Raw genomic sequence first — 19,627 nt, forward strand, 5'->3', positions numbered from 1 at the left:
TTCGTCTTGACCGCATGAAGGCCGACTTCCCAGCGCCCGCACCGCAAAGGAAAGCCTCGCCCAAGCGGAATAAACACGCACGACGCCGTGTTAGCCAATCAAGAGCTGTGGATTTCGAAAGAGGGGGCGCAAATGGACATCATCGACTTGGCGCGTGCTTCGGGCATGCAAGTCATCCTCGACGGCCGGATCGGCAGCGAGATCTACCAAAGCGTGTGCGGCTCGGTGTCCGCGCTCGAGCGTTTTGCGGCGGCCGTGCGCCACGCGTCCGAGCATGCCCGCCGCAATCGAGCGAAGCGAACGCCGCGCAAGCCGCGGGCGAAGATGGCCGCGGCGTCGCAAGGCGGGCAGGTTGATTCGGATTCCCTATCGATCCGGATCATCCGCTGAGGGGATTTCAGTCGAGCGACAAGCGCAGCGCAAAGCCGATCAGCGCGGCGGAGAACGTCCAGCGCTGCAAGGTCTGGGCGAGCGGATGCGAGCGCATCCAGTTCGAGATCCGCGCGGCGCCGACCGCATAGACCATATCGAAAGTCGCGCCGGCTGCGACGAGCAGGATGCCGAGTTCGGTCACTTGCAGCGCGACCGGACCGGCTTCGGGGCGCACGAACTGCGGCAGCAGCACGGAGCAGAACAACAGCGCCTTCGGATTGAGCAGGTTCGTCAGCAAGCCCTTGACGAACATCGCGCGCAACGGACGGGACGAGCGATCCGCCTCGTCGCCCGCCGGCAATGCAAACACCGGCGACCGGAAAATCTGAATCGCGACGTAGGCCAGATACACCGCGCCGCCATAGCGCACCGCTTCATAGAGCCACGGCGCGCTTTGCAAGAGCGCCGCCACCCCGCACGCCGACAGCGTCACGTGCGTCGCCCGCGAGACGGCGAGGCCGCCCGCGGCGGCGAGCCCGGAGCGCGCACCGCGTCCGATGCTCGTTTGCAGCACGAGGGCCATGTCCGGCCCCGGCATCGCAAAGACGACCACCAATGCAGCGAGATAAACGATCAGCAAATGACTGGAAACCATGACGCACACCGTTGATTAATAGCGCCCCCAGACCTGCCGCTGCGCGTCAGGCCCCCCGAGGGGGCAATCCCCCAAGGGGACTTCCTGCGGGGCGGAAAACTTGGGGCGGCCCGGCGTTTTCTCGAGAGGGCTCTATCTTGCAGCCGGCACACAAGCGATTTCCGGCTATTTTCAAAGCGTCTTCCAAGTCATTTGGAGCTTTCCCCTAACCTGCCCGGGCCGCGCATGGCATAGTGGCGACGCCGACGAACCATGGAGCCTTCCCGATGAACCCCGAACAGGCACGAGCCGAAGAAACCCGCGCGATGGAGCGCGTCCTCAACGCCACGCGCCAAGTCCAGACGGCGTTCGCGTCGCTCCAATCGCAGTTCCCGCCGCAAGGCGCCGGCAATCCGTCGCAATTCGCGCTGCAAACATTCGACGCCGCCCTGCAGGAACTCGAAGACGCACAAGCCGCGTTCGACGAAATGCTAGGCGATCTGCTTGACGGCAACCGTTGAATGAACTAGCGGTGAGCGCGCCCTGCCCGCACCGGATACGCGCGGCAGCCTCGTTAACTGCCGCGCAGTTCGCCGAATTCGGAGGGGCTGGCGGCGCTGACCGTTAGTTGCGATGAACAGGTTGCCCCAGGGTCGCCATAGAAGACGCGCCGCTCGTGGATCTCGGACTGCCGATCTTCCTCGGCCGCACGGTGTACACGGCGATTCAGGACCGTCCGACTCCCCGCGGCAACGGACCTTACGTCGCGTTCTGATATCAGCGGTTCTTCAACGCCTCGTAGCGCGTCGGTTTGCCAATACGAAAGGGCACGACGAAGGAAGTCGTGCCCTCTTTCATTATTTCGCGAACAACTGCGATAAATCCTTGAAGGCCTTGAATTCCAGCGCGTTGCCGCAGGGATCGAGCAGGAACATCGTCGCCTGTTCGCCGACTTGCCCCTTGAAGCGGATGTACGGTTCGATCACGAACTTCGTGCCGAACGACCTTAGACGCTCGGCCAGGGCTTCCCACTGGTCCCACTCGAGCACGATGCCGAAGTGCGGGACGGGAACGTCGTGGCCGTCCACCGGATTCGAGTGCGCGTGTTCCTGCGACGCGGTTTTCGGATGCTCGTGGATCACGAGTTGATGCCCGTAGAAGTTGAAGTCCACCCACTGCGTGCTCGAGCGCCCCTCCTCCAAGCCGAACACCTCGCCATAGAAACGGCGTGCGGCCGGCAGATCGTAAACAGGGATTGCAAGGTGAAACGGCGAGAGATTCATCGTGTGCTCCGAAGTGATTGGATTGCCAAGACTTTTGGTTGCGCCGCAGGCGGCCGAGCGATTGCCTATCCAGAATCCGGTCTGGCTCCGGCTGCAATCGTAGAAACAATCCGATGATAATAAAATCAATATATATTTGTCAGATACACAAACAGCATTTGTATATGATCCGCGAACTGAAAACCCTGATTGCGGTCGCCCGGGAAGGCACGTTTGCCTCGGCCGGCGACAAGATCGGCCTGACGCAGGCGGCCGTGAGCGCACAAATGCAGCGCCTCGAGGCCGAACTGGGCTTCGAGCTGTTCGACAGGAAAGGCCGTGCAGCCCATCTCAACAAGGCGGGCCAACAGATCCTTCTTCAGGCCCAGGAGGTCATCCGCCTCTACAACAATCTGGGGGCCGCGCCAGTCGGGACGCCCGCTTCCGTTCTGGTGAGCATCGGCGCCATCGCGTCGGTGCAGCGCTCGTTGCTGCCCGACGCGCTGGCCAAGCTTCACCGTCAATGTCCGGAATGCCGGACGCGGATCATTCCCGGCCTGTCGATGGAGTTGGTCAATTGGGTCGATGCCGGAGAAATCGACATGGCAGCCGTCATCCGTCCACCATTCTCGCTGCAAAGCGACCTGCGCTGGACGACACTCACTCGCGAACCCTACCGGCTGATCGTCCCGCGCGGCGTGCCGGGGGATGACTGGGCGGAACTGCTGTCCACGCAGCCGTTCATCCGCTACGATCGTGCGTCATTCGGCGGCCGTCAGGTCGATCGCTTCTTGCGCCGGATGCACTTCGCGTTGCGGGAGGTGTGCGAGGCCGATGAACTCGAAGCGATCGTCAAGCTGGTGGCGAACGGCGTCGGCGTCGCGCTCGTGCCCCAGACCCCGACCCACCGGCGCTGGCCGGCTGCCGTGCGCGCGATCGACCTCGGACAACACACGTTCCACCGCGACGTCGGGCTGCTCCATCGCGCGACCCAGCAACTGACCGAACCTGCGAGAACGCTGGCGAAGCTCATTGTCAGCCTGGCCGAACCCGCACCGGGGCGGCAGGACGACTAGTCGGCCGTGAGCGCCCGCGGCCGGCCGGCGAGCGCCGATCATTGCCGTCACAACGGTGAAACAGCATGAAGGTACCCTTCCGCCTTGAGCGTTGGAGTCGTTTCGAAAGATTCGAGCGCCCCCGATCCGCATCGGATCGTGCGGTAGCGCAGAACTCGAATAATCGAAGGAGTACGATCGGTTTGTACATGGACGTCCCGGTCGAAATGCAGGTCCACGTGAAAGTCGACGAGTGGCTGCGAGCGTACGGATTGTCCTGAAACTACAAAAAAATATGCTGATCAAACTTTCTGCCGGCGACATTAGGCTTGGCAAGCCAATCGACTTTGCGGTCTATAGCGGTGACGGCAAGCTTCTGCTTCAGCAGGGGTATGTCGTCGATTCAGAGGGCTTGCTCGAGCGACTTTATCGCCTGGGACACCGTGAAGGTACGGCAGCGCGAGCCAGGACCGGCATTCCCTCCACGATCGAACCTTCACCAACGGGCGACACTGATCGTAATCAACTGCTCTTCGGCACCGTCAATCTGGACCGCAGTCAACCGGACGAAAATCCGACCACTTCCAAGAAAAGCCCGTCGCTGCCCAATCTTCGGCAGAAGGTGGAATTCTTTCACTTGACGCGTGACGGCGGCACGGATGCCTTACGCATGGAACTCGCCGGCGTCATTCCCGACGAAGCGCTCATTGCCCGCCACACGAGGCAGGACGCGCCGGCGCTGGCGACAGGGATGGTCTATGAGGCACGGCTCTTTACCGGTTCGCGGGTCTTCAAGTTCGCCACCCGGCTGCTGCCAGAAAGTTCCGGACCGCTAGGTTGCCATTTCCTTAAATATCCTGAGGTCGTTTCTCAGGCGATTGTGCGCAGGCAGCACCGCGTGCCGACGTCGATCATCGGCCAGCTTCACACTAACGAGTATCAGCGCCCGGCGACAGATGTCCTGGTCGAAAACGTGAGTTCAATTGGGGTTGGCATTTCAGCGGAACAGGACTTCCTGATAGTGGGGCAGAGCGCCCGCCTTGCGATGAACCTCTCCATCGACAGCCGCACGCGTCATGTCGAGGTGGTGGTGGAAGTCCGGAACCGCCGACAAGAGGGCGGCTGCTTCAAGTACGGACTCCAGATTGTGCAAGTGCCTGACGAAGGTCGGCGCGATATCAAGGACTTCGTGCTCGAGAGCGTCGCGGCGACTTGAAGCTGTGCGGCACCGGGGTGCCGCGTCTCGAGAGAAATTGGCCATTAAAGGCCAGACGGCTCCGTTGCTCAGCTTGCGAGCTTCTTAAACGTTTCGAGTACCGCCTCGCCTTTGAAAGGCTTGACGATCCAGCCTTTGACGCCAGCTGCCTTGCCTCGCTCCTTCATCGCCGGACTGCTTTCCGTCGTCAGCATGATCACGTTGACGGTCTGGTTCGCCAGTTCGCCCCGGATCTTCTCGACCATCGTCAGGCCGTCCATGTTCGGCATGTTCACGTCGCTAATGACGAGCTTGATGCCCGAACCGGTCTTCAGTTTCGCGAGCCCGTCCTTGCCGTCCACCGCCGTATCCACATCGAGGCCGTTCTTTCTTAGAAAACCCGCCACTTCGTCGCGCACGGTGCTCGAGTCGTCCACCACCAAGATTTTCGCCATGATCTTTCCTATCGTATCCTTGAAACGCTACCCATTAAAATAAATCCAGTTCACCGGCTTCGACGAGCGCATCGACATCGCCGATGTTTTCCTTGAAGTCCTCAGGCGACCAAGTCAGGCTGAAAATGAAACGCTGGTCGAGAACGACAAACCGTCCTGACGCTTCGTCAGTCAGGCGGTACTTGAAGCAGAGTTGCGGGTTGCTGGAACCGAAAGAAATGTACCGCTGCTTGTGATTGATCAACAGGGGCACCTGAATCTGGCTGCGCGATGCCGCATCGGCATCTCCGAGATAGCGGTCCTTAAACGCGCCCCAAATCATGTTGGTAAGCTCGCCAAGCGAGCTGTTCAGGTCGCGGAAGTCGGCGGCTTCGTTGCGCGTTTGTTCTCTGCTGAGCATATCGAGCAGCGGTTGCTCGTCCGCTTGAATCATCATGTAGCCACGGCACCACGCACTCTCGAGGGCAATCAGACTGAACACTTCGCCGAAGATGATCTGGTCCCGCACGATGCAAGGCGTGTCCCAACTAACGGTGAGGTCCCGAAACACATGCCCCAATCTCGACTCGGTGATCTCGCTGATACCGCGCACTAGCGCGTTCGGATAGTCGAGGCCGAAGATGTATTCGTCGATCGCCTTGCGCAACGTCCCCATGTCACTGGCGACGTAGGCTGCACACACCGTCCCCCGCAACGCGGTCGGCAAATCGTCGAGCGTCGGCTGCTCATGACGGCGCAGGATAACGGGCAGCTCCGGGCGAAGCGCATCGATGCGGGTCGCAATTGCCGTGCTTTCTGCAATCGAGCCGCCATAGTTCTCCGCGAGCAGAATCGCACCCAGATCGATATTTGAGCGCAACACCGCCGGCAAACGATGTTTGCGCACCTTCAAACCAATCAGATTGTTCTCATCGCAGAAGCGTTTGATCGCCTCAGCATGCTCCGATGAATCATCAAGCACGAGCACTTTGCTGACCGGCATGTTCATATTCATGCTGATTTCCTTACCCACGGGTTCGACTTCAAAAGAGTTCAAGTTCGCCGACGCTTTCCGTGGTGTCGGAGACCTTGGCGGCGAAGTCGAGCGGAGCGTCGGCGCACAGGCATAGCGTTGCCCCGAGGCGCACCGAATCGCCGATCATGACCCGATACGACGACACATGGTCCGGTTTCAACTGATCCAGATAGGGGACGCAACCACTGCTGAGCAAGTACGGCGTCGACATTCCGAGATCAGGAAAGTATTCGACCAGTTGTTGGTTCATCGCTCCGCAGCACAGATTGCTGACCTCGAGCAAACTCTCCTCCAGCGTTCCCTGCCCAGCACCGAGGTAATAGTTACGCGTCGCTTGCTCATTGTCGAAATGCAGGATCAGCAGCAGTCTGAAAAATATGGATGAAATGGTGAGCACTACGACATCGGCATGCGTCCTCGTTTCGCCTTCCGGCAGCGCCACGGGCGTGATTTCGCACGAATGCGCGGAGTCGACCGTCAACCGGGAACGCGCGGCGTAGTAGAAGATTTTCTCGAAGCTGTCTATCGCCTGCGCGCTGATCACGTCATCGCCTGTTCAAGCTTGGATTGGAACTGGTTCGCAAGCGTCTCGACACTGCCAAGCGATGCGGTGATCATTTTGCCGCCCGCCTGAATGTCCTGGAACGTGGCGGTTGTAACCAAGTCGTTCTTGTTCAAACTCTCTCGATAGCTCCGCGACAACTCCTGCGAGCGCGAAGCGAGAGTACGCACTTCGCTCGCAACGACGGAAAAGCCGCGACCGGTCGGGCCTGCGCGAGCCGCTTCAATCGACGCATTCAGCGAAACGATCAGCACGTGGTTGACGATCGACGACAACTCGTGATTCTTCCTGTGCATGTCCTGGTTCTGCGACATCAGCGAGATCATCTGTTCATGCCAGCGCTCGAAGGTCACCGCGAGACCCTTCAATCGAGCGGATTCCGCAGCGATGCGCGTGGCTTGCTGCAACCATTCTTTCTCGCGCTCGATCGCAGCTGCAAGAGCCGTGCGCACTTCGTCTGCGTCGGCCGACTGGGATGCTAAATCCTCACGCATGCTGTCCACCAGCGATTCGAGCTCGCGTTTCTCCTGCTCGACTTTGCTCATCGATTCCTGATGCCTTGCGTCGGCTTGTGCGAGTGCGGCCTCGCGACTCGCATCGGCTTGCGCGCGCTGCACCGCCATCGCCTTGGCGCTCCTTCGCTTTTGCAAGAACCATGTGGCGAGCATGACCAGCGCGCCGCCCGCCAATGCGGCAACCCCATACCGTTCAACCACGGCGTTTCCCCAAATAGGCTCAATCCGAAAGCGCGTCGAGCTGCAACGGCTTTGCATCACGCTCACTCGCCAGGCCTACGCTGTCGACTGCGCAGTGTTCAGGCAAGTAGACGATTGTCTGGAAGTGGCGATAATCGGCACCGCGCCGATCGTCAGTGAAGCGCAGTTCGATGCTGCCGTTCTCGCGTTTCAGGAGGTCTCTCACCGCGTCCATGCCCACCCCGCGACCCGACACTTCCGATACCTTCTCCGCGGTCGAGAAACCCGCACGGAAGATGAATTCGGCAATTGTCTCGTCGCTCACTTGAGCATCCGCATCGATCCACCCGCGTTCGACCGCGATGCCGCGAATCCGCGCGAGCGCGAGGCCACGGCCGTCGTCGCTCAAGGTGATCTGCAGCGTCTGGTTGTCCATCCCAACCTCGATATCGATCGTCCCTGCCGCGTCCTTGGCTTGAGCAGCGCGTTGCGCGGCGGTTTCAATACCGTGATCCATCGAATTGCGCATCAAGTGCATGAAAACGTTCTTCAGTGCGCCACTGACCTGCGCTCGTACCCTGTAGCCGTTGTCGTCGATGCGTACCAGAGGCGCCTCCTTGCCGAGCTCCTTCGCCAGCGACGGCAGCGATTCGAGTACCCCCGCCAACGCCTCGGCGACGGTTTCCGTGCCGAGTAAGCGCAAGGTCTGACGCACCGAGTCGCGCATCGTCAGCAGGCCGCCCATATCGGCAGGATCGGCTGATTCCAGCAGGCGCAAGCTTTCCTGGATATGTTCTTGGTCAACCATCAGGTAGCCCTCGACACTGCCGCGCCCGCCAGGCCCTTTGCGGCCCAGACTCACTTCATTGATCGTCGCGTAGCGCTCGATGGCTTCCTTTACGCGCTCCAGATCGGCAATCAATAGCTGCTGGTCCCACTTCTCGGCAGATTCCGGCCGGCGCAAATTGTCATAGCGCTGCTCAGTCTCGTGGACGATGCTGGTCAGGTGCTGCAGGCTATAGGTCCGTGCGTTGCCCTTGATCGTGTGCATGTTGCGGAACAGTTCCGCGACCGCTGCGCCGTCCGCATGGACGTGTTGGCGGATGATGCGTTCGTTTTCGCTGACGAAGCCCGTTGCGCTGTCGACAAACTGGTGGAACTTCTCCTGGCTGACGGCGAGAATCTCACCGATCATCTCCAGCCGGCGCTTCTGCTCGCCGGCTTCGGCGGCCAGTTGCCGCAACTCCGTCACGTCGCGAACGCACAGCATCAGGCGCATCACCGTATCGCTTTCATCGGTGATCGCCGACCAGCTCAGGTCGAGCGTCTTCACGCGACCGTCAGGCATCGTCTTCGCAATCTCGTTGACGAGCAGATGCTGGTTGAATTCGAAATTGATCGCGTCCTCACCGAGGCACGCGTGAATGGCGGCATCGACCTGTGACCGCCCGTCGGCCCCCAAATCCGTCTGATCGAATACCAGGTCCATCACCGGACGCGCGGCAATCTCTTGTGTCTCGAAGATCGCCTCGAGATAGGCGGAGTATTCCGCGTGAACCACCGCGCCGTCGACGACCGTCAGAATGCCCTGCTGCATGTTCTGCAGCATCGCCTGGATATCGGCCGTCTTTTGCTTGAGCAGCGCGGAGCTTTGCTGGATCTTCTCGATCATCTCGTTGAACGCGACGATCGAGCGCCCGATTTCGTCCATTCGGCCGACCGGCACACGCCGCGTGAAGTCCTGGCTCGACGCGATCTCGCTCATCATCTCCTGCATCCGGCTCAGCGGCCGGGTGATCTGGCGGTAGAGAAGCGAACCAATCACGGTCAACAGCAGGGCCGCCGCGCCGGTAACCGCTGCGATCGCGGTGGTCGTCGTCGACAGCAAGCCGTTCAGCGCACTGATCGCGTCGTCCTTCTGACGGTTCTTCTCGATGCGCAGCGTCTCGACGATGCCCTCCAACTCGTCGCGGTACTCGGCGACATTCGCGAACAGATACGCTTGCGCGAGTTCGTTCTTGCCCTCGGCCTTCATCTTCGCGGTGTCGTTAATCGCCGCGAAATAATTCGCGAGACTATCCCGGGCCTGCGCGACCAGGCCCTCCTGCGCGTGGCTTGCGGCGGCTTTCGCCTGCACGTCGAGCGCAGCGCGCAACGACGCTTCCTTGGCTTTCAGTTCGTCTTGCGCCTGCGCGACCATATTGCTGTCCGGCGCGTAGACGAGCGTCATTGTCGCGAGCTGCACGTCTTTGACTTCGGAGACAAGATCGGCGGAGGCCAGCGCGCTGGGCACGACACCCTGTGTGACCTGTTTCACGTTGGCAGCGCTGTTGCGCGTCTGGTAGACCGCGTAACCACCGATGGCAGACAACGCGACGAACATCAAGATTACCAATAAGGTAATGCGGTGACGAATGGTCATAGCAGGATTCCCCGGAGCGAACCAGCTCGTCGTAGTTTTGGTAAGGTGGTTCGCTTTTCTGGTTTAACAGCTCATCAAGCGGCCAGATTATCGGGGATGAGATGTGACCAAACGATGACCCCACTGTGAACAGAGTGTCGTCTCGATCGACGCGGCCGAGCCGGACCAGCCAGACCAGCCGATGCGCCACCAACCCATCCGATTCATTAGATGAAAGCCAAAGCATTTTGAAATGGTCGAGCGCGGACTTACCCACGCTAAACCTCATATCGAGTAGTGCCTTTTCACATATCGTCAAAATCCGATTTATGATTCCGCCAACAGCGATTCGTACGGCCGGCGCCGTCCTCGCGGCGAACGCCGTACCCGCTGGTTAGCGAACCCGTGCCTGAATCATGACGACGATCGACATCGACGCAATCCACAAGGCCCTTGCCAACCCTGTACGGAGGGAAATCCTCTCGTCGCTCAAGGCGCCGGCTGCCAGCTTTCCGGAGCAAGAACTGTCGTTCGAGAACGGCGTGTGCGCGGGCGCGATCAACGCGCATTGCGGTCTCTCTCAATCGACCGTCTCGGCGCACCTCGCCGTGCTGCAAAACGCGGGGCTCGTCAGCTCGACGCGCATCGGCCAGTGGGTGTTCTTCAAGCGCAACGAAACCGTCATTCAGGCATTTCTCGATGCGCTGCATACAGGGCTTTAGTCCCCGCGTGCGGCGTCTCCAACCGTTGTTGTTTGATCCGAGAAGCGCGGGCCCTTGCCCGCCGAAGAGGTGAATTGTTATGCCGACATTATTCGATCCGCTCCGCGTGGGCGACCTGACCTTGGCGAACCGCATCATCATGGCGCCGCTGACGCGCCAGCGCGCCGGCGACGAACGCGTCCCCAACACGCTGATGGCGCGGTACTACGCCGAGCGCGCGAGCGCCGGGCTGATCCTGAGCGAAGCGACCGCGGTCACGCCGCAAGGCGTCGGCTATGCCGCGACGCCGGGCATCTGGTCGCAAGAGCAAGTCGAAGGGTGGAAGCTCGTGACGCACGCCGTCCATGCGAAGGGCGGCAAGATCTTCCTGCAGTTATGGCACGTCGGCCGCGTATCGGACCCGATCTTCCTGAACGGCGATCTGCCCGTCGCACCGAGCGCAATCGCGCCGCAAGGCCACGTGAGCATCGTGCGGCCGCAACGCCCGTTCGTGACGCCGCGCGCGCTCGAAGCCTCGGAGATCCCGGGCATCATCGAAGCGTTCCGCCGCGGCGCTGAAAACGCGAAGGCCGCCGGTTTCGACGGCGTCGAAATTCACGCCGCAAACGGCTACCTGCTCGACCAATTCCTGCAGGACAGCACGAACCTGCGCACCGATCAGTGGGGCGGCCCGATTGAAAACCGCGCACGCCTGATCCTCGACATCACCGACGAATGTATCGATGTTTGGGGCGCGGATCGCGTCGGCGTGCACCTTGCGCCGCGTGGCGACGCGCACACCATGGGCGACGCCGATCCGGCAGCGACGTTCGGCTTTCTCGCCCGCGCGCTCGGCCAGCGCAAGATCGCGTTCCTGTGCGTGCGCGAATCGCTTGGCGACAACCGCATTGGCCATCTGCTGAAGACCGAGTTCGGCGGCACCTACATCGCAAACGAAAAGTTCTCGAAAGAAACCGCGCAGCAAGCGCTCGATGCGGGCGAAGCCGATGCGGTCGCGTGGGGGAAGCTTTTCATCGCCAATCCGGATCTGCCAAAGCGCTTCGAGCTCGATGCGCCGCTCAACGAGCCGGATCCCGCAACGTTCTACGCGGAAGGTGCGCAGGGGTATACCGATTACCCGGCGCTCGAAACGGCGTAATCGCGCAATCGCACAGCGCGCCGGCCGGAACGCGTTTCGGCCGGCGCGAGCCGGGGGATCCTTCTTTACGGCAAGGGTGATGGAAGCATCTTGCTGAGGTCAGCCAATCTTCTTGTTCGTTTCCAAGGGACTCATCATGCAACCCTCCAAGACCGCCATCGCCCTTTCGAATCCCCATCCCGTTCTGGGCAGCACCGACGTATTCAAGACTTTCAATTACGCTCCCGCAGTTGCGGCGCGTGGTCTGCTGTTCGTCGCCGGCCAGATCGGGATCCGGGCGGACGGGACCGTTCCCGCAAGCGTCGAAGAACAGATCGATCTCGCATTTCAGCGGCTGGGCGCGGTCCTGCAAGCCGCCGGGCTGGGTTTCGATGATCTCGTCGAGCTCGTCAGCTATCACGTAGATATCGACAAGCAGCTTGCGGCGTTTCGCGAAATCAAGGACCGCTACATCAAGGAGAACGCTCCGGCATGGACGATTCTCGGGGTGGCGGCATTGGCCAGGCCGGCCCTCTTCGTCGAGATCAAGGCGGTTGCTGCGATACGCAGCGTGTGAGTGAGGAAGAAAAGTGTTGGCCGGCGCCGCACCGCCGCCCATTGCGCTAACCCTGGAACAGCCGCTCCTGCCCGGAAATCACGGACTCGAAGTCATCGCGCAGAAACGGCAGGATGGCATCGGCGACGGGCTGGAGCTGGCGGCTCACATAGAACGCGTAATCGATCGGCGAGCGCATGGCTTCGAGCGGCTCCGGGCCGGCCGTCGTCATCATGTAGCCGATCCAGCCGCCGCGCTGGTATTGAAGCGGACGGCCGTGCGCCGCGTTGAACGCATCGGCGATGCGCGCCGCGCGGACATGCGGCGGCACGTTGCGCTCGTACTCGGCGAGCGGCCGGCGCACGCGCTTGCGATAGACCAGCAGATCGTCGAGCTCGCCCGCGAGCGTGCGGCGGACGTAGTCGCGGATGAAGTCCTGATACGGTTCCCGCTTGAAGACGAGCCGGTACAGCTCCCGCTGGAACTGCTGGGCGAGCGGCGTCCAGTCGGTACGGACCGTCTCGAGGCCCTTGAACACGACATCTTCGCTGCCGTCCGGCGTGACCGCGAGCCCCGCATAGCGCTTCTTGCTGCCCTCCTCCGTGCCGCGGACGGTCGGCATCAGGAAGCGGCGGTAGTGCCGCTCGTGCTGCAGTTCCAGCGCGCTCTCCAGCCCGAAACGATCGTGCAGATGGGTCTTCCACCAGCGATTCACGTGCTCGACGATCGCGCGCCCCGTGCGCGCGGCTTCATCGTCGGTATGCGGCTCTTTCAGCCAGACGAAGGTCGAATCGGTGTCGCCGTAGATCACCTCGTAGCCCTGCGATTCGATGAGCTCGCGCGTCCTGTGCATGATCTCGTGGCCGCGCATCGTGATCGACGACGCGAGTCTCGGATCGAAGAACCGGCAGCCGGTCGAGCCGAGCACGCCGTAGAACGCATTCATGATGATCTTCAGCGCCTGCGACAGCGGCTGGTTACGCTGGCGTTTCGCGAGCTCGCGGCCGTCCCATACGCGCCGCACGATGTCCGGCAGGCAATGGCGGGTTCGGGAGAAGCGCGCGCCGAGAAAGCCGGGCACCGATTCGGCGTCGCCAGGGTGGGCGAGGCCCTCGATCAGCCCGGCCGGATCGATCAGGAACGAGCGGATGATCGACGGGTACAGGCTCTTGTAGTCGAATACGAGCACCGAATCGTAGAGGCCGGGCCGTGAATCCATGACGAAGCCGCCGGGGCTCGTTTGTCCCGTCACGTCGCCGACGTTCGGCGCGACGTAGCCGAGCCGATGCATCCTCGGCAGGTACAGATGCGTGAAGGCCGCGACCGATCCGCCCATGCGGTCCGCCGCCAGGCCGGTGACAGTCGCGCGTTCGAGCATGAACGACAGCAGATCCGTCTTCTCGAAGAGGCGCGTGACCAGCTCGCAGTCTTTCAGGTTGTAGTGCGCGAGCGCGGGCTTGTCGTGATCGAAGCGGCGCTGGATTTCTTCCATGCGCCGGTACGGGTCGTCGATCGCCTTCCCGACGCCCAGCAGCGACTGCGCGACGTATTCGAGGCTGAACGACGGAAAGGTCCAGGTCGCGGACTTCAACGCGTCGATGCCGTCGATCACGAGGCGTCCGGCCGCGGCCGCGAAGAAATGATCGGGCTGCTGGCCGTGCGCGCGCCAGTCGAGCACGCTGCCGCCGCGTCCGAGCCGCAACGGGACGCGATACTGCTCGGCATGCGCGTGCAGCACGCGCAAGTCGAACTGGACGAGGTTCCAGCCGATGAGCACGTCCGGGTCGTGTTGCTCGAACCAGTCGTTCAGCCGGGCCAGCAGCGCGGGCCGGCTGTCGCAGTATTCCAAATCGAAGTCGAGGTCCCGGGCGTCGCCGTTGGCCGGGCCCAGCATGAACACCTGCCGCTGCCCGCAGCCTTCCAGCGCAATCGAATAGAGCTCGCCGCGGGCGCTGGTCTCGATGTCGAGCGACGCGCATCGCAACGCAGGACGATAGTCGCCGGCGCTCTTCAGCTCCGCGTCGGACACGACGCCGTCAGCGGCCGGCACGCCGCGGAACAGGACGGGCGCCGTGATGAACCGTTCCATCATGTAGCGGTCCGGCGGCAGTACGTCGGATTCGTAGACGTCGATGCCCGCCCGGGTCAGGCGCTTCTGAAGCGCGACAAGATGGCGATACCGCCGGCAATAGAGACCGGCGACCGGGCGTTGACGGAAGTCGCGCAGCGCGAGCGGGCGCAGCTCGGCGCCGCTTTCGCCCGCCAGCACGCGCTCGGCTTGTTCGCGCTGTTCGGCCGGGATGAAGGCGACCGATTCCTGCGGGCGCAACCGCACCCGGCGCGGACCGCGTTCGGTTGCCAGCCAGAACTCGATCTCGATGCCGGTCGCGGTGTCCCGCCAGTGGCGGGTGAGGATGAAACCCTGCTCGAACTCCGTCAAAACGCACGCTCGCCGTTGACGCTCAGGCGGCGGATTTTAGCGCTTGGGCGGGGCGGCCGCCGGACTGGGTCAGCGGCATCAATCATCCATCAAGCGCGCAAACCTCAGGTGTTCGTTCAGCGTGTCCGCTTGCTCTTCCGAGAATCCCAAGTCGAACGCCCTGTGACGCGCAATCGTCACCTCGACTTCTTCCTGGCTCGTGAACATTTTGACCTCGAGCCGCCCATGCAAAAAAGGCTCGTAGCCTTCACGATGCATGAGAACGAAGTCGTTCATATGTTGCGCGCCTTGCATCTTCTGCGGCAGGATTTTCCCCTTGAAGAGGGTGGTCAATTCCTGGTCGAACACGAACTGTGCGATCACATAGCCGGTCCCGCCCTTGCTCTCGTTGTCGAAGCCTCGCACCTTCGCGAGCTCGGTCGACGTCCAGACTCTGGCGTAGTCGCCCGTGTGATAAGTCTTGAAAGCGACCGCGAAGTCGAATTCACACTCGCCCTCTTTCGCCCCGCCGATGGGTTCCGAACCGTCGTCCCACTCCTTCTGGACCATTTTTCGATAGAGCACGGCGCGGTCCGGCTTCGATTCCGCGTATTTCAGCGGCAACCTGGGAGCGCGCCTCTGCGTGAAATAGGCGGCCAGCCTGCCCAGCTCGTCAGCGGGTACGGACATTTACGGTCTCCTTTAATGCGAGCTATCTCGCCGATTCGACCATCGGGCTCTTTCATAACACAATTGACCGGCTGAAGTAAAACGCGCGCAGGTGCGGATCGGCATCGGTTTCGACTGCTTGCCAGTCTGGGCGGGCACGAATTCTGCGGATTAGGTCAGAGAGGCATCAGCCCGGCGGGGGCCGCAAGGGCTCGGTAACAGGCATGGCGGGCAGCCGCTGAAGTTTGGCGGATGAGTCCCGATGTGCACGGTTTTCGCGGGTTGACGCTGCGCCGCTGCTGAACGATATTGGCCGGGTCATTTGCTTCGATCGTATCGTCATCACGACGAAAGCAGGCCCTCTTTAACGGATCGAGCAAGGGCTTGTGCTCGCCCCGGCGAGCACGCCATCCGACCCCCAACGCATTAGTCCCGTCTTCATGCTTGAGATCAGAATGGAAGGTTTCACGATGAGCGATCCACTCGCTCACGACCGCATTTCTCCGACCACGTGCGCCCGTTGCGGCGGCAAATTGTTGGAGCCTGTCTCTTATTGTCCGCACTGCGGCGTGAATGTTCGCCGGGCTCTCAGTGAACACGAGCGTACGAAGCTGCCGGACAGGGCAATCGCATCCGCGCGCGCAAGTGCGGCAGGAGGGCGTGCCGCAGTTTCGCTCGGCGAATTGCAACGGCTCCCGCGGCCGACGCTCTTGTTCGAGTCGCCCGACCACTATCTTGATGGGAAGGTGCGCTCGCCTTTGCACAGCGCCTCACGATTCTGGAGTGTGAAGCCGAACACAGCGCTCACATCGTTCGCATTCCTTATTCTGTTCGGCGCATCGGTGGTTTTGCAGCGGCATGAGAGCGCCGCCGCGCGCGAACGGCATGACACGTTGCAAACGGTACAAGGCAGCGTAATTGCAGAAGGCGCGAGCCAGGACGGCCGGACTGTTACGGCGACACAGGGGGCCACGATTGCCCGGGATTCGATGCCGGCGCAGCGCACGCCGACAGCCTCCAATCGGACGCTGCCGCAAACGCCAGCGGCTCCGGCCACTGCGTCGTCCACGGCGGTGGCGGCGCGGCCGCCGAGCCTGGCGCCGAGCGAAGCGCCGCACGGCGATCGACGTAGCAAGCTGCTATCGCTTGCGCTGGCGCGTGCGCATGACGGCCTCGACAAGAACGATCTGCGCAAGGCCCGCTCGGGCGTCTACTGGGCGCTCTCGCTCGAACATGACAACCGCGAGGCGCTCTCGCTGAAACAGGAGCTGCTCTCGCGGGAAAGGGCGCATAACGGCACGTAATGACGAGATCGTTTTTAACCAGCGACTTTCAGCAGAACCTTTCCGCCCTTCTCCACATGCGCAATGGCTTCGCGAATGTCCTCGAGTTTGTATTCCGCCGCCACCGGGATCGACGCTTCACCCGACACCACCATCTCTGCTGCGGTCAAAATGGCGCCGGTGATCTGGTCGGCGAAGTCAGGGTGCCCAATTGAGAAACCACGGATGGTCAGGTCATTGAAAATGACATCAAAGGGACTTGTCACCATCGGCGAGAGGCTCTCAGCAGCGTAAGACACCAGCGTGCCTCGCGGCCCAAGCAACTTGGCCAGCCGACCCGTCGCTTCGCCGCCGATGGCATCCAGGGCAAGACGAATGTGCGTCTCGCCCTGCGATTCGGCAAATTGATCGGGCGCCCTGCCGGCGTCAAGCAAGACGAGGTCGCAACCTGCTTCCACGGCTGCACGTTCTGCTTCCGGGCGACGGACCAGACCGAGTACCTTGGCTCCCCTTCGCTTGGCGAATCTGACGATCCAGCGAGAGATGGCCGAATTAGCCGCGTTGAGAGCGATCCAGTCCCCCGCTTTCAAATCCACATACGCATTGATCAGCAGGTACGCTGACGGCGGGTTGATGCGAAGCATCGCCGCTTGCCGGGGGTCGATTGCCTGAGGGACCGCAACCAGGTCTTGCGCGCGGACGACCAACCGTTCGCGCCAGGCAAAGCCGCCCATCGGAAGAACCACGCGTTCACCGACGCGCACGTTACTGACGCCCTCGCCAATCTCGAGCACCTGACCTGCGCCTTCGTTGCCGATGACAGACGGCAACTCGGGACGAAGTGGATAGAGCCCCCGGGCAACAAGAATATCGCTGAAGTTAATCGGGGCGTATTGGACCGCCACCAGGACCTGGCCGGGGCCTGGCTTTGCAGGTTCCGGAATCTCGCGGAATTCAAGAGCCGCGGACGGCTCACCATAGGTGTGAAGAACGACGGCTTTCATGGCCGAGACTCCTGTTGGAAACGATGGCACTGGGAGTAGGGGCGTCCACTGATGCGATAAGTGATTTGCCCCAGGGCTGGACGTGCCACGGCACGGCCAGAACGTTCAGGACCGAGGCTCAGTCCACCTGCCACGCAATGTCGTGGAAGTCGATGGAAACCAGCAGCGGCTCATTGACCTTTTGACCGGCTTCGTCGTACGCAAAGACCCGGCGCGACGTGGGAACCATGATGCCCGCGACGTTGCGGTAGTTCGATGCATAGTTGGCACCGGGCGCGCCGCCCATCACATCGACTGTGTAATCGTGACGGCGCAGCAAGCCGTCTTCGCCGAAGTACGAGACCTGCTCGGCGCTGTGACTGGCGATCCCGTCCGGGAATTTGACTTTCAGCCGTCGCCAGACTTCGCCGTTTTCCTTCCACTCGGGGAGCTCTTCCGTGCGGAACCCTGGATAGGCGTAGAGAAACGGAATGGTCAGGTAGCTCCACAACGCATAGCTGCAGAAGTACAGGGCGTGCAAGCGATCCCATGGCGATAGCTGCGTGTGGCCTTCATACGACGTCCGAGGCGCGTTGCGCTGCTCGGCGGGCTTTCCTTCGAAGGATTCGATCCGCACCAGGTCGGGCGTGAATTCGCTCTTCCATCCGGCTGCCGGCGACGCCATCGAGACGTGCTGCTTTCTCAGGTCCGCCTCCAATTCGATGTTTTTGAACATGTCGGGCTGACCCTTCACATGCCATATTGCTCCGCCGATATCGAGCTTGGCCGAAGCGGACCGAATCTTCATCCAGTTCTCGAGTCCGCCATGTGCCTGGACCGCTTGCTGAAGTAGTGTGCTCATTGCCCTATCCTTTTGCCTTTCGTCGTCCGGCGTGCTCAGGCGCACCCGGCTGCGCTATAATCTGCAGGTCTATCGTACTGCAGAGTCAGTATTACGCTCGTACTGCAGATTGTCAAGAAATTTCTTGGTGGGACCTATGGGACATTCACAGGCAGAGAAAGCAGCCAGCCGGGAGCGCATCCTGGATGCGGCGGCCCGCCAAATAGGCGAGCAAGGACTAGATAGCGTAGCGGTCGCGGAACTGATGCAGAACGCCGGCCTGACCAAAGGCGCTTTCTACGGACACTTCGAGTCGCGTGACGAGATGATTGCGGAGGCGGCGAAGCGGGCCATGCAAAAAGGCCAGTCCAAAATCGACCCGCTCTTCTCAGGCAAGAAGAAGCCCACGCTGCAACAGGTGGTGGACGCATGGCTCGACCCGGAGCATGTTCAGAATCTGACGGGCGGCTGCGGGATCTGCACGCTTGCCGGCGAGGCGCGATATGCAGGCCCCATGGTCCAGCAGGTCATTGCCGACCAATTCAAAACGAACGTCCAGCAAATTGCGCAGACGATTGGCGCTGGTGAGGCCGCGATCGCCCGCGCAACGGCCATTCTCACCGCCATGGTGGGTGCGGTGAGCATGTCGCGTGCGGTGGGCGACCCCACCGTCGCCCGGGAGATTCTCGCGAGCGCGCGGGCGCTGATACTGCAAACCCGCGCTGCCGAAAAGTAAGGCTCACCGGACACCGAGCGGGTTGGAGATCCGCAGCTCCCATACGTCATTGCGTTCCCGTGCCATGACCTGGGTGGCGGTCCCGCTTTCGATTATTGACGGCACCGATCTGAGCCCCTACTGGACGGTAATCGTCTCCTTCATGTATGGGTGAATGGCGCAGAATACCTTGTAGACACCGGGCTTATCGAACTGGAACTGATAGGTGTCGTTCTGATCGAGCGCGCCGGAGCGGAACAGGCCGGCATCGTTGGCAACCGTATGGGGTTCGCCATCGAGATTTTTCCACGTCACCGTCGAGCCGGCTTTGATCGTAAGCGACATCGGCGAGAACATAAAATTCTTAATGACGACGACATTGGAGTCCTGCGCTTGCGCAGCGGAGAAATCAGCCGATGCAGCCATGAAAATCGCGACTCCGGCAGAGACGGCAATGGCGCGGCGAAAGGTGGCGGTCAGCATATCTAGGTCCTGGCTGGTGAGCACTGTCTGGCAAATCAAACGAGCGTCGTATCGTCGAGCGTCGCCTTGAGCGGGTGCCGCACGATCTTGATGGTGGTCACGCCGAGCATCCTTGGAAGCTGATCGCTCGCCACCGTCAGTGGCCCAGGTCCGGGCCCGTTGCCTGCGGTCGGTTGCGGATAGGCCGTCGAGC

The 19,627-nt window shown here is 61.6% G+C and carries 23 protein-coding genes; 10 read left to right on the forward strand and 13 right to left on the reverse strand.

Annotated elements, in window-relative coordinates; genetic code table 11:
- The first annotated feature begins 132 nt into the window (after positions 1-132).
- Positions 133-390 (forward strand): hypothetical protein, encoded by a 258-nt coding sequence (locus J3489_RS10835; RefSeq protein ID WP_206998086.1) that lies wholly within the window; start codon positions 133-135, stop codon positions 388-390.
- Positions 391-397: 7 nt separating this feature from the next.
- Here the strand turns inward: J3489_RS10835 and J3489_RS10840 are convergent, their stop codons facing one another.
- Positions 398-1,027, reverse strand: coding sequence for a LysE family translocator (locus J3489_RS10840; RefSeq protein ID WP_206997747.1), 630 nt, complete (start codon positions 1,025-1,027; stop codon positions 398-400).
- A 266-nt stretch (positions 1,028-1,293) separates the two neighbouring features.
- On the opposite strand from J3489_RS10840, the gene J3489_RS10845 reads away from it, so the two are divergent.
- Together J3489_RS10845 and J3489_RS10850 are read left to right on the forward strand one after the other, a co-directional pair.
- The gene (locus J3489_RS10845) at positions 1,294-1,527 is read left to right on the forward strand and encodes a hypothetical protein (RefSeq protein ID WP_206997749.1); all 234 of its coding nucleotides are present in this window, start codon (positions 1,294-1,296) and stop codon (positions 1,525-1,527) included.
- Positions 1,528-1,682: 155 nt separating this feature from the next.
- Positions 1,683-1,781, forward strand: a complete 99-nt coding sequence (locus J3489_RS10850; protein WP_309491358.1) for a DUF3443 family protein — start codon at positions 1,683-1,685, stop codon at positions 1,779-1,781.
- Between the two features lie 82 nt (positions 1,782-1,863).
- Here J3489_RS10850 and J3489_RS10855 read toward each other — a convergent pair whose 3' ends face one another.
- Positions 1,864-2,289 carry a VOC family protein gene (locus J3489_RS10855; RefSeq protein ID WP_206997751.1) on the reverse strand — a complete coding sequence of 142 codons (426 nt, stop codon included), beginning with the start codon at positions 2,287-2,289 and terminating at the stop codon, positions 1,864-1,866.
- A 164-nt stretch (positions 2,290-2,453) separates the two neighbouring features.
- Between J3489_RS10855 and J3489_RS10860 the strand changes: the two genes are divergently transcribed.
- Together J3489_RS10860 and J3489_RS10865 are read left to right on the forward strand one after the other, a co-directional pair.
- The gene (locus tag J3489_RS10860; RefSeq protein WP_206997753.1) at positions 2,454-3,344 is read left to right on the forward strand and encodes a LysR family transcriptional regulator; all 891 of its coding nucleotides are present in this window, start codon (positions 2,454-2,456) and stop codon (positions 3,342-3,344) included.
- Between the two features lie 274 nt (positions 3,345-3,618).
- On the forward strand, positions 3,619-4,539 hold the full coding sequence (locus J3489_RS10865) for a PilZ domain-containing protein (protein WP_206997755.1): 921 nt from the start codon (positions 3,619-3,621) through the stop codon (positions 4,537-4,539).
- Between the two features lie 68 nt (positions 4,540-4,607).
- Here the strand turns inward: J3489_RS10865 and J3489_RS10870 are convergent, their stop codons facing one another.
- From J3489_RS10870 to J3489_RS10890, 5 genes are read right to left on the reverse strand one after another with little or no spacing between them, the layout of a single operon-like run.
- Positions 4,608-4,973, reverse strand: a complete 366-nt coding sequence (locus tag J3489_RS10870) for a response regulator (protein WP_206997758.1) — start codon at positions 4,971-4,973, stop codon at positions 4,608-4,610.
- A gap of 34 nt (positions 4,974-5,007) precedes the next feature.
- Complete coding sequence (locus tag J3489_RS10875; protein ID WP_206997760.1) at positions 5,008-5,967, reverse strand: chemotaxis protein CheX; 960 nt, start codon at positions 5,965-5,967, stop codon at positions 5,008-5,010.
- Positions 5,968-5,995: 28 nt separating this feature from the next.
- On the reverse strand, positions 5,996-6,532 hold the full coding sequence (locus J3489_RS10880) for a hypothetical protein (RefSeq protein WP_206997762.1): 537 nt from the start codon (positions 6,530-6,532) through the stop codon (positions 5,996-5,998).
- Complete coding sequence (locus J3489_RS10885) at positions 6,529-7,266, reverse strand: methyl-accepting chemotaxis protein (RefSeq protein ID WP_206997764.1); 738 nt, start codon at positions 7,264-7,266, stop codon at positions 6,529-6,531. The genes J3489_RS10880 and J3489_RS10885 overlap by 4 nt, the downstream gene beginning before the upstream one ends.
- Before the next feature lie 19 nt (positions 7,267-7,285).
- A complete protein-coding gene (locus J3489_RS10890) occupies positions 7,286-9,667 on the reverse strand; it encodes a HAMP domain-containing protein (protein WP_206997766.1) in 2,382 nt (793 codons plus the stop codon).
- Between the two features lie 392 nt (positions 9,668-10,059).
- Between J3489_RS10890 and J3489_RS10895 the strand changes: the two genes are divergently transcribed.
- The 3 genes from J3489_RS10895 (at position 10,060) to J3489_RS10905 (ending at position 12,062) form a co-directional block, all read left to right on the forward strand.
- Positions 10,060-10,368 (forward strand): ArsR/SmtB family transcription factor, encoded by a 309-nt coding sequence (locus J3489_RS10895; protein WP_309491364.1) that lies wholly within the window; start codon positions 10,060-10,062, stop codon positions 10,366-10,368.
- A gap of 79 nt (positions 10,369-10,447) precedes the next feature.
- The gene (locus tag J3489_RS10900; protein ID WP_206997770.1) at positions 10,448-11,506 is read left to right on the forward strand and encodes an alkene reductase; all 1,059 of its coding nucleotides are present in this window, start codon (positions 10,448-10,450) and stop codon (positions 11,504-11,506) included.
- 136 nt (positions 11,507-11,642) lie between these two features.
- Positions 11,643-12,062 (forward strand): RidA family protein, encoded by a 420-nt coding sequence (locus tag J3489_RS10905; protein WP_206998048.1) that lies wholly within the window; start codon positions 11,643-11,645, stop codon positions 12,060-12,062.
- Positions 12,063-12,108: 46 nt separating this feature from the next.
- Here the strand turns inward: J3489_RS10905 and J3489_RS10910 are convergent, their stop codons facing one another.
- The 3 genes from J3489_RS10910 to J3489_RS10920 all read right to left on the reverse strand — a co-directional run bounded on the left by J3489_RS10910 (position 12,109) and on the right by J3489_RS10920 (position 15,620).
- A complete protein-coding gene (locus J3489_RS10910; RefSeq protein WP_206997772.1) occupies positions 12,109-14,481 on the reverse strand; it encodes a DNA polymerase II in 2,373 nt (790 codons plus the stop codon).
- 78 nt (positions 14,482-14,559) lie between these two features.
- Complete coding sequence (locus J3489_RS10915; protein WP_206997773.1) at positions 14,560-15,150, reverse strand: hypothetical protein; 591 nt, start codon at positions 15,148-15,150, stop codon at positions 14,560-14,562.
- 155 nt (positions 15,151-15,305) lie between these two features.
- Positions 15,306-15,620 carry a hypothetical protein gene (locus J3489_RS10920; RefSeq protein ID WP_206997775.1) on the reverse strand — a complete coding sequence of 105 codons (315 nt, stop codon included), beginning with the start codon at positions 15,618-15,620 and terminating at the stop codon, positions 15,306-15,308.
- Between the two features lie 294 nt (positions 15,621-15,914).
- Between J3489_RS10920 and J3489_RS10925 the strand changes: the two genes are divergently transcribed.
- Complete coding sequence (locus J3489_RS10925; RefSeq protein WP_206997778.1) at positions 15,915-16,433, forward strand: hypothetical protein; 519 nt, start codon at positions 15,915-15,917, stop codon at positions 16,431-16,433.
- 14 nt (positions 16,434-16,447) lie between these two features.
- On the opposite strand, the gene J3489_RS10930 is transcribed toward J3489_RS10925, so the two are convergent.
- A complete protein-coding gene (locus tag J3489_RS10930) occupies positions 16,448-17,416 on the reverse strand; it encodes a zinc-dependent alcohol dehydrogenase family protein (protein ID WP_206997780.1) in 969 nt (322 codons plus the stop codon).
- A gap of 118 nt (positions 17,417-17,534) precedes the next feature.
- Complete coding sequence (locus tag J3489_RS10935) at positions 17,535-18,257, reverse strand: hypothetical protein (protein ID WP_206997781.1); 723 nt, start codon at positions 18,255-18,257, stop codon at positions 17,535-17,537.
- 136 nt (positions 18,258-18,393) lie between these two features.
- Between J3489_RS10935 and J3489_RS10940 the strand changes: the two genes are divergently transcribed.
- Positions 18,394-18,972 (forward strand): TetR/AcrR family transcriptional regulator, encoded by a 579-nt coding sequence (locus J3489_RS10940; protein WP_206997783.1) that lies wholly within the window; start codon positions 18,394-18,396, stop codon positions 18,970-18,972.
- A 117-nt stretch (positions 18,973-19,089) separates the two neighbouring features.
- Here J3489_RS10940 and J3489_RS10945 read toward each other — a convergent pair whose 3' ends face one another.
- The gene (locus J3489_RS10945; protein WP_242539956.1) at positions 19,090-19,377 is read right to left on the reverse strand and encodes a cupredoxin domain-containing protein; all 288 of its coding nucleotides are present in this window, start codon (positions 19,375-19,377) and stop codon (positions 19,090-19,092) included.
- Positions 19,378-19,627: the final 250 nt, after the last annotated feature.

It is taken from the genome of Trinickia mobilis, from assembly GCF_017315705.1.
GTDB lineage: Bacteria > Pseudomonadota > Gammaproteobacteria > Burkholderiales > Burkholderiaceae > Trinickia_A > Trinickia_A mobilis.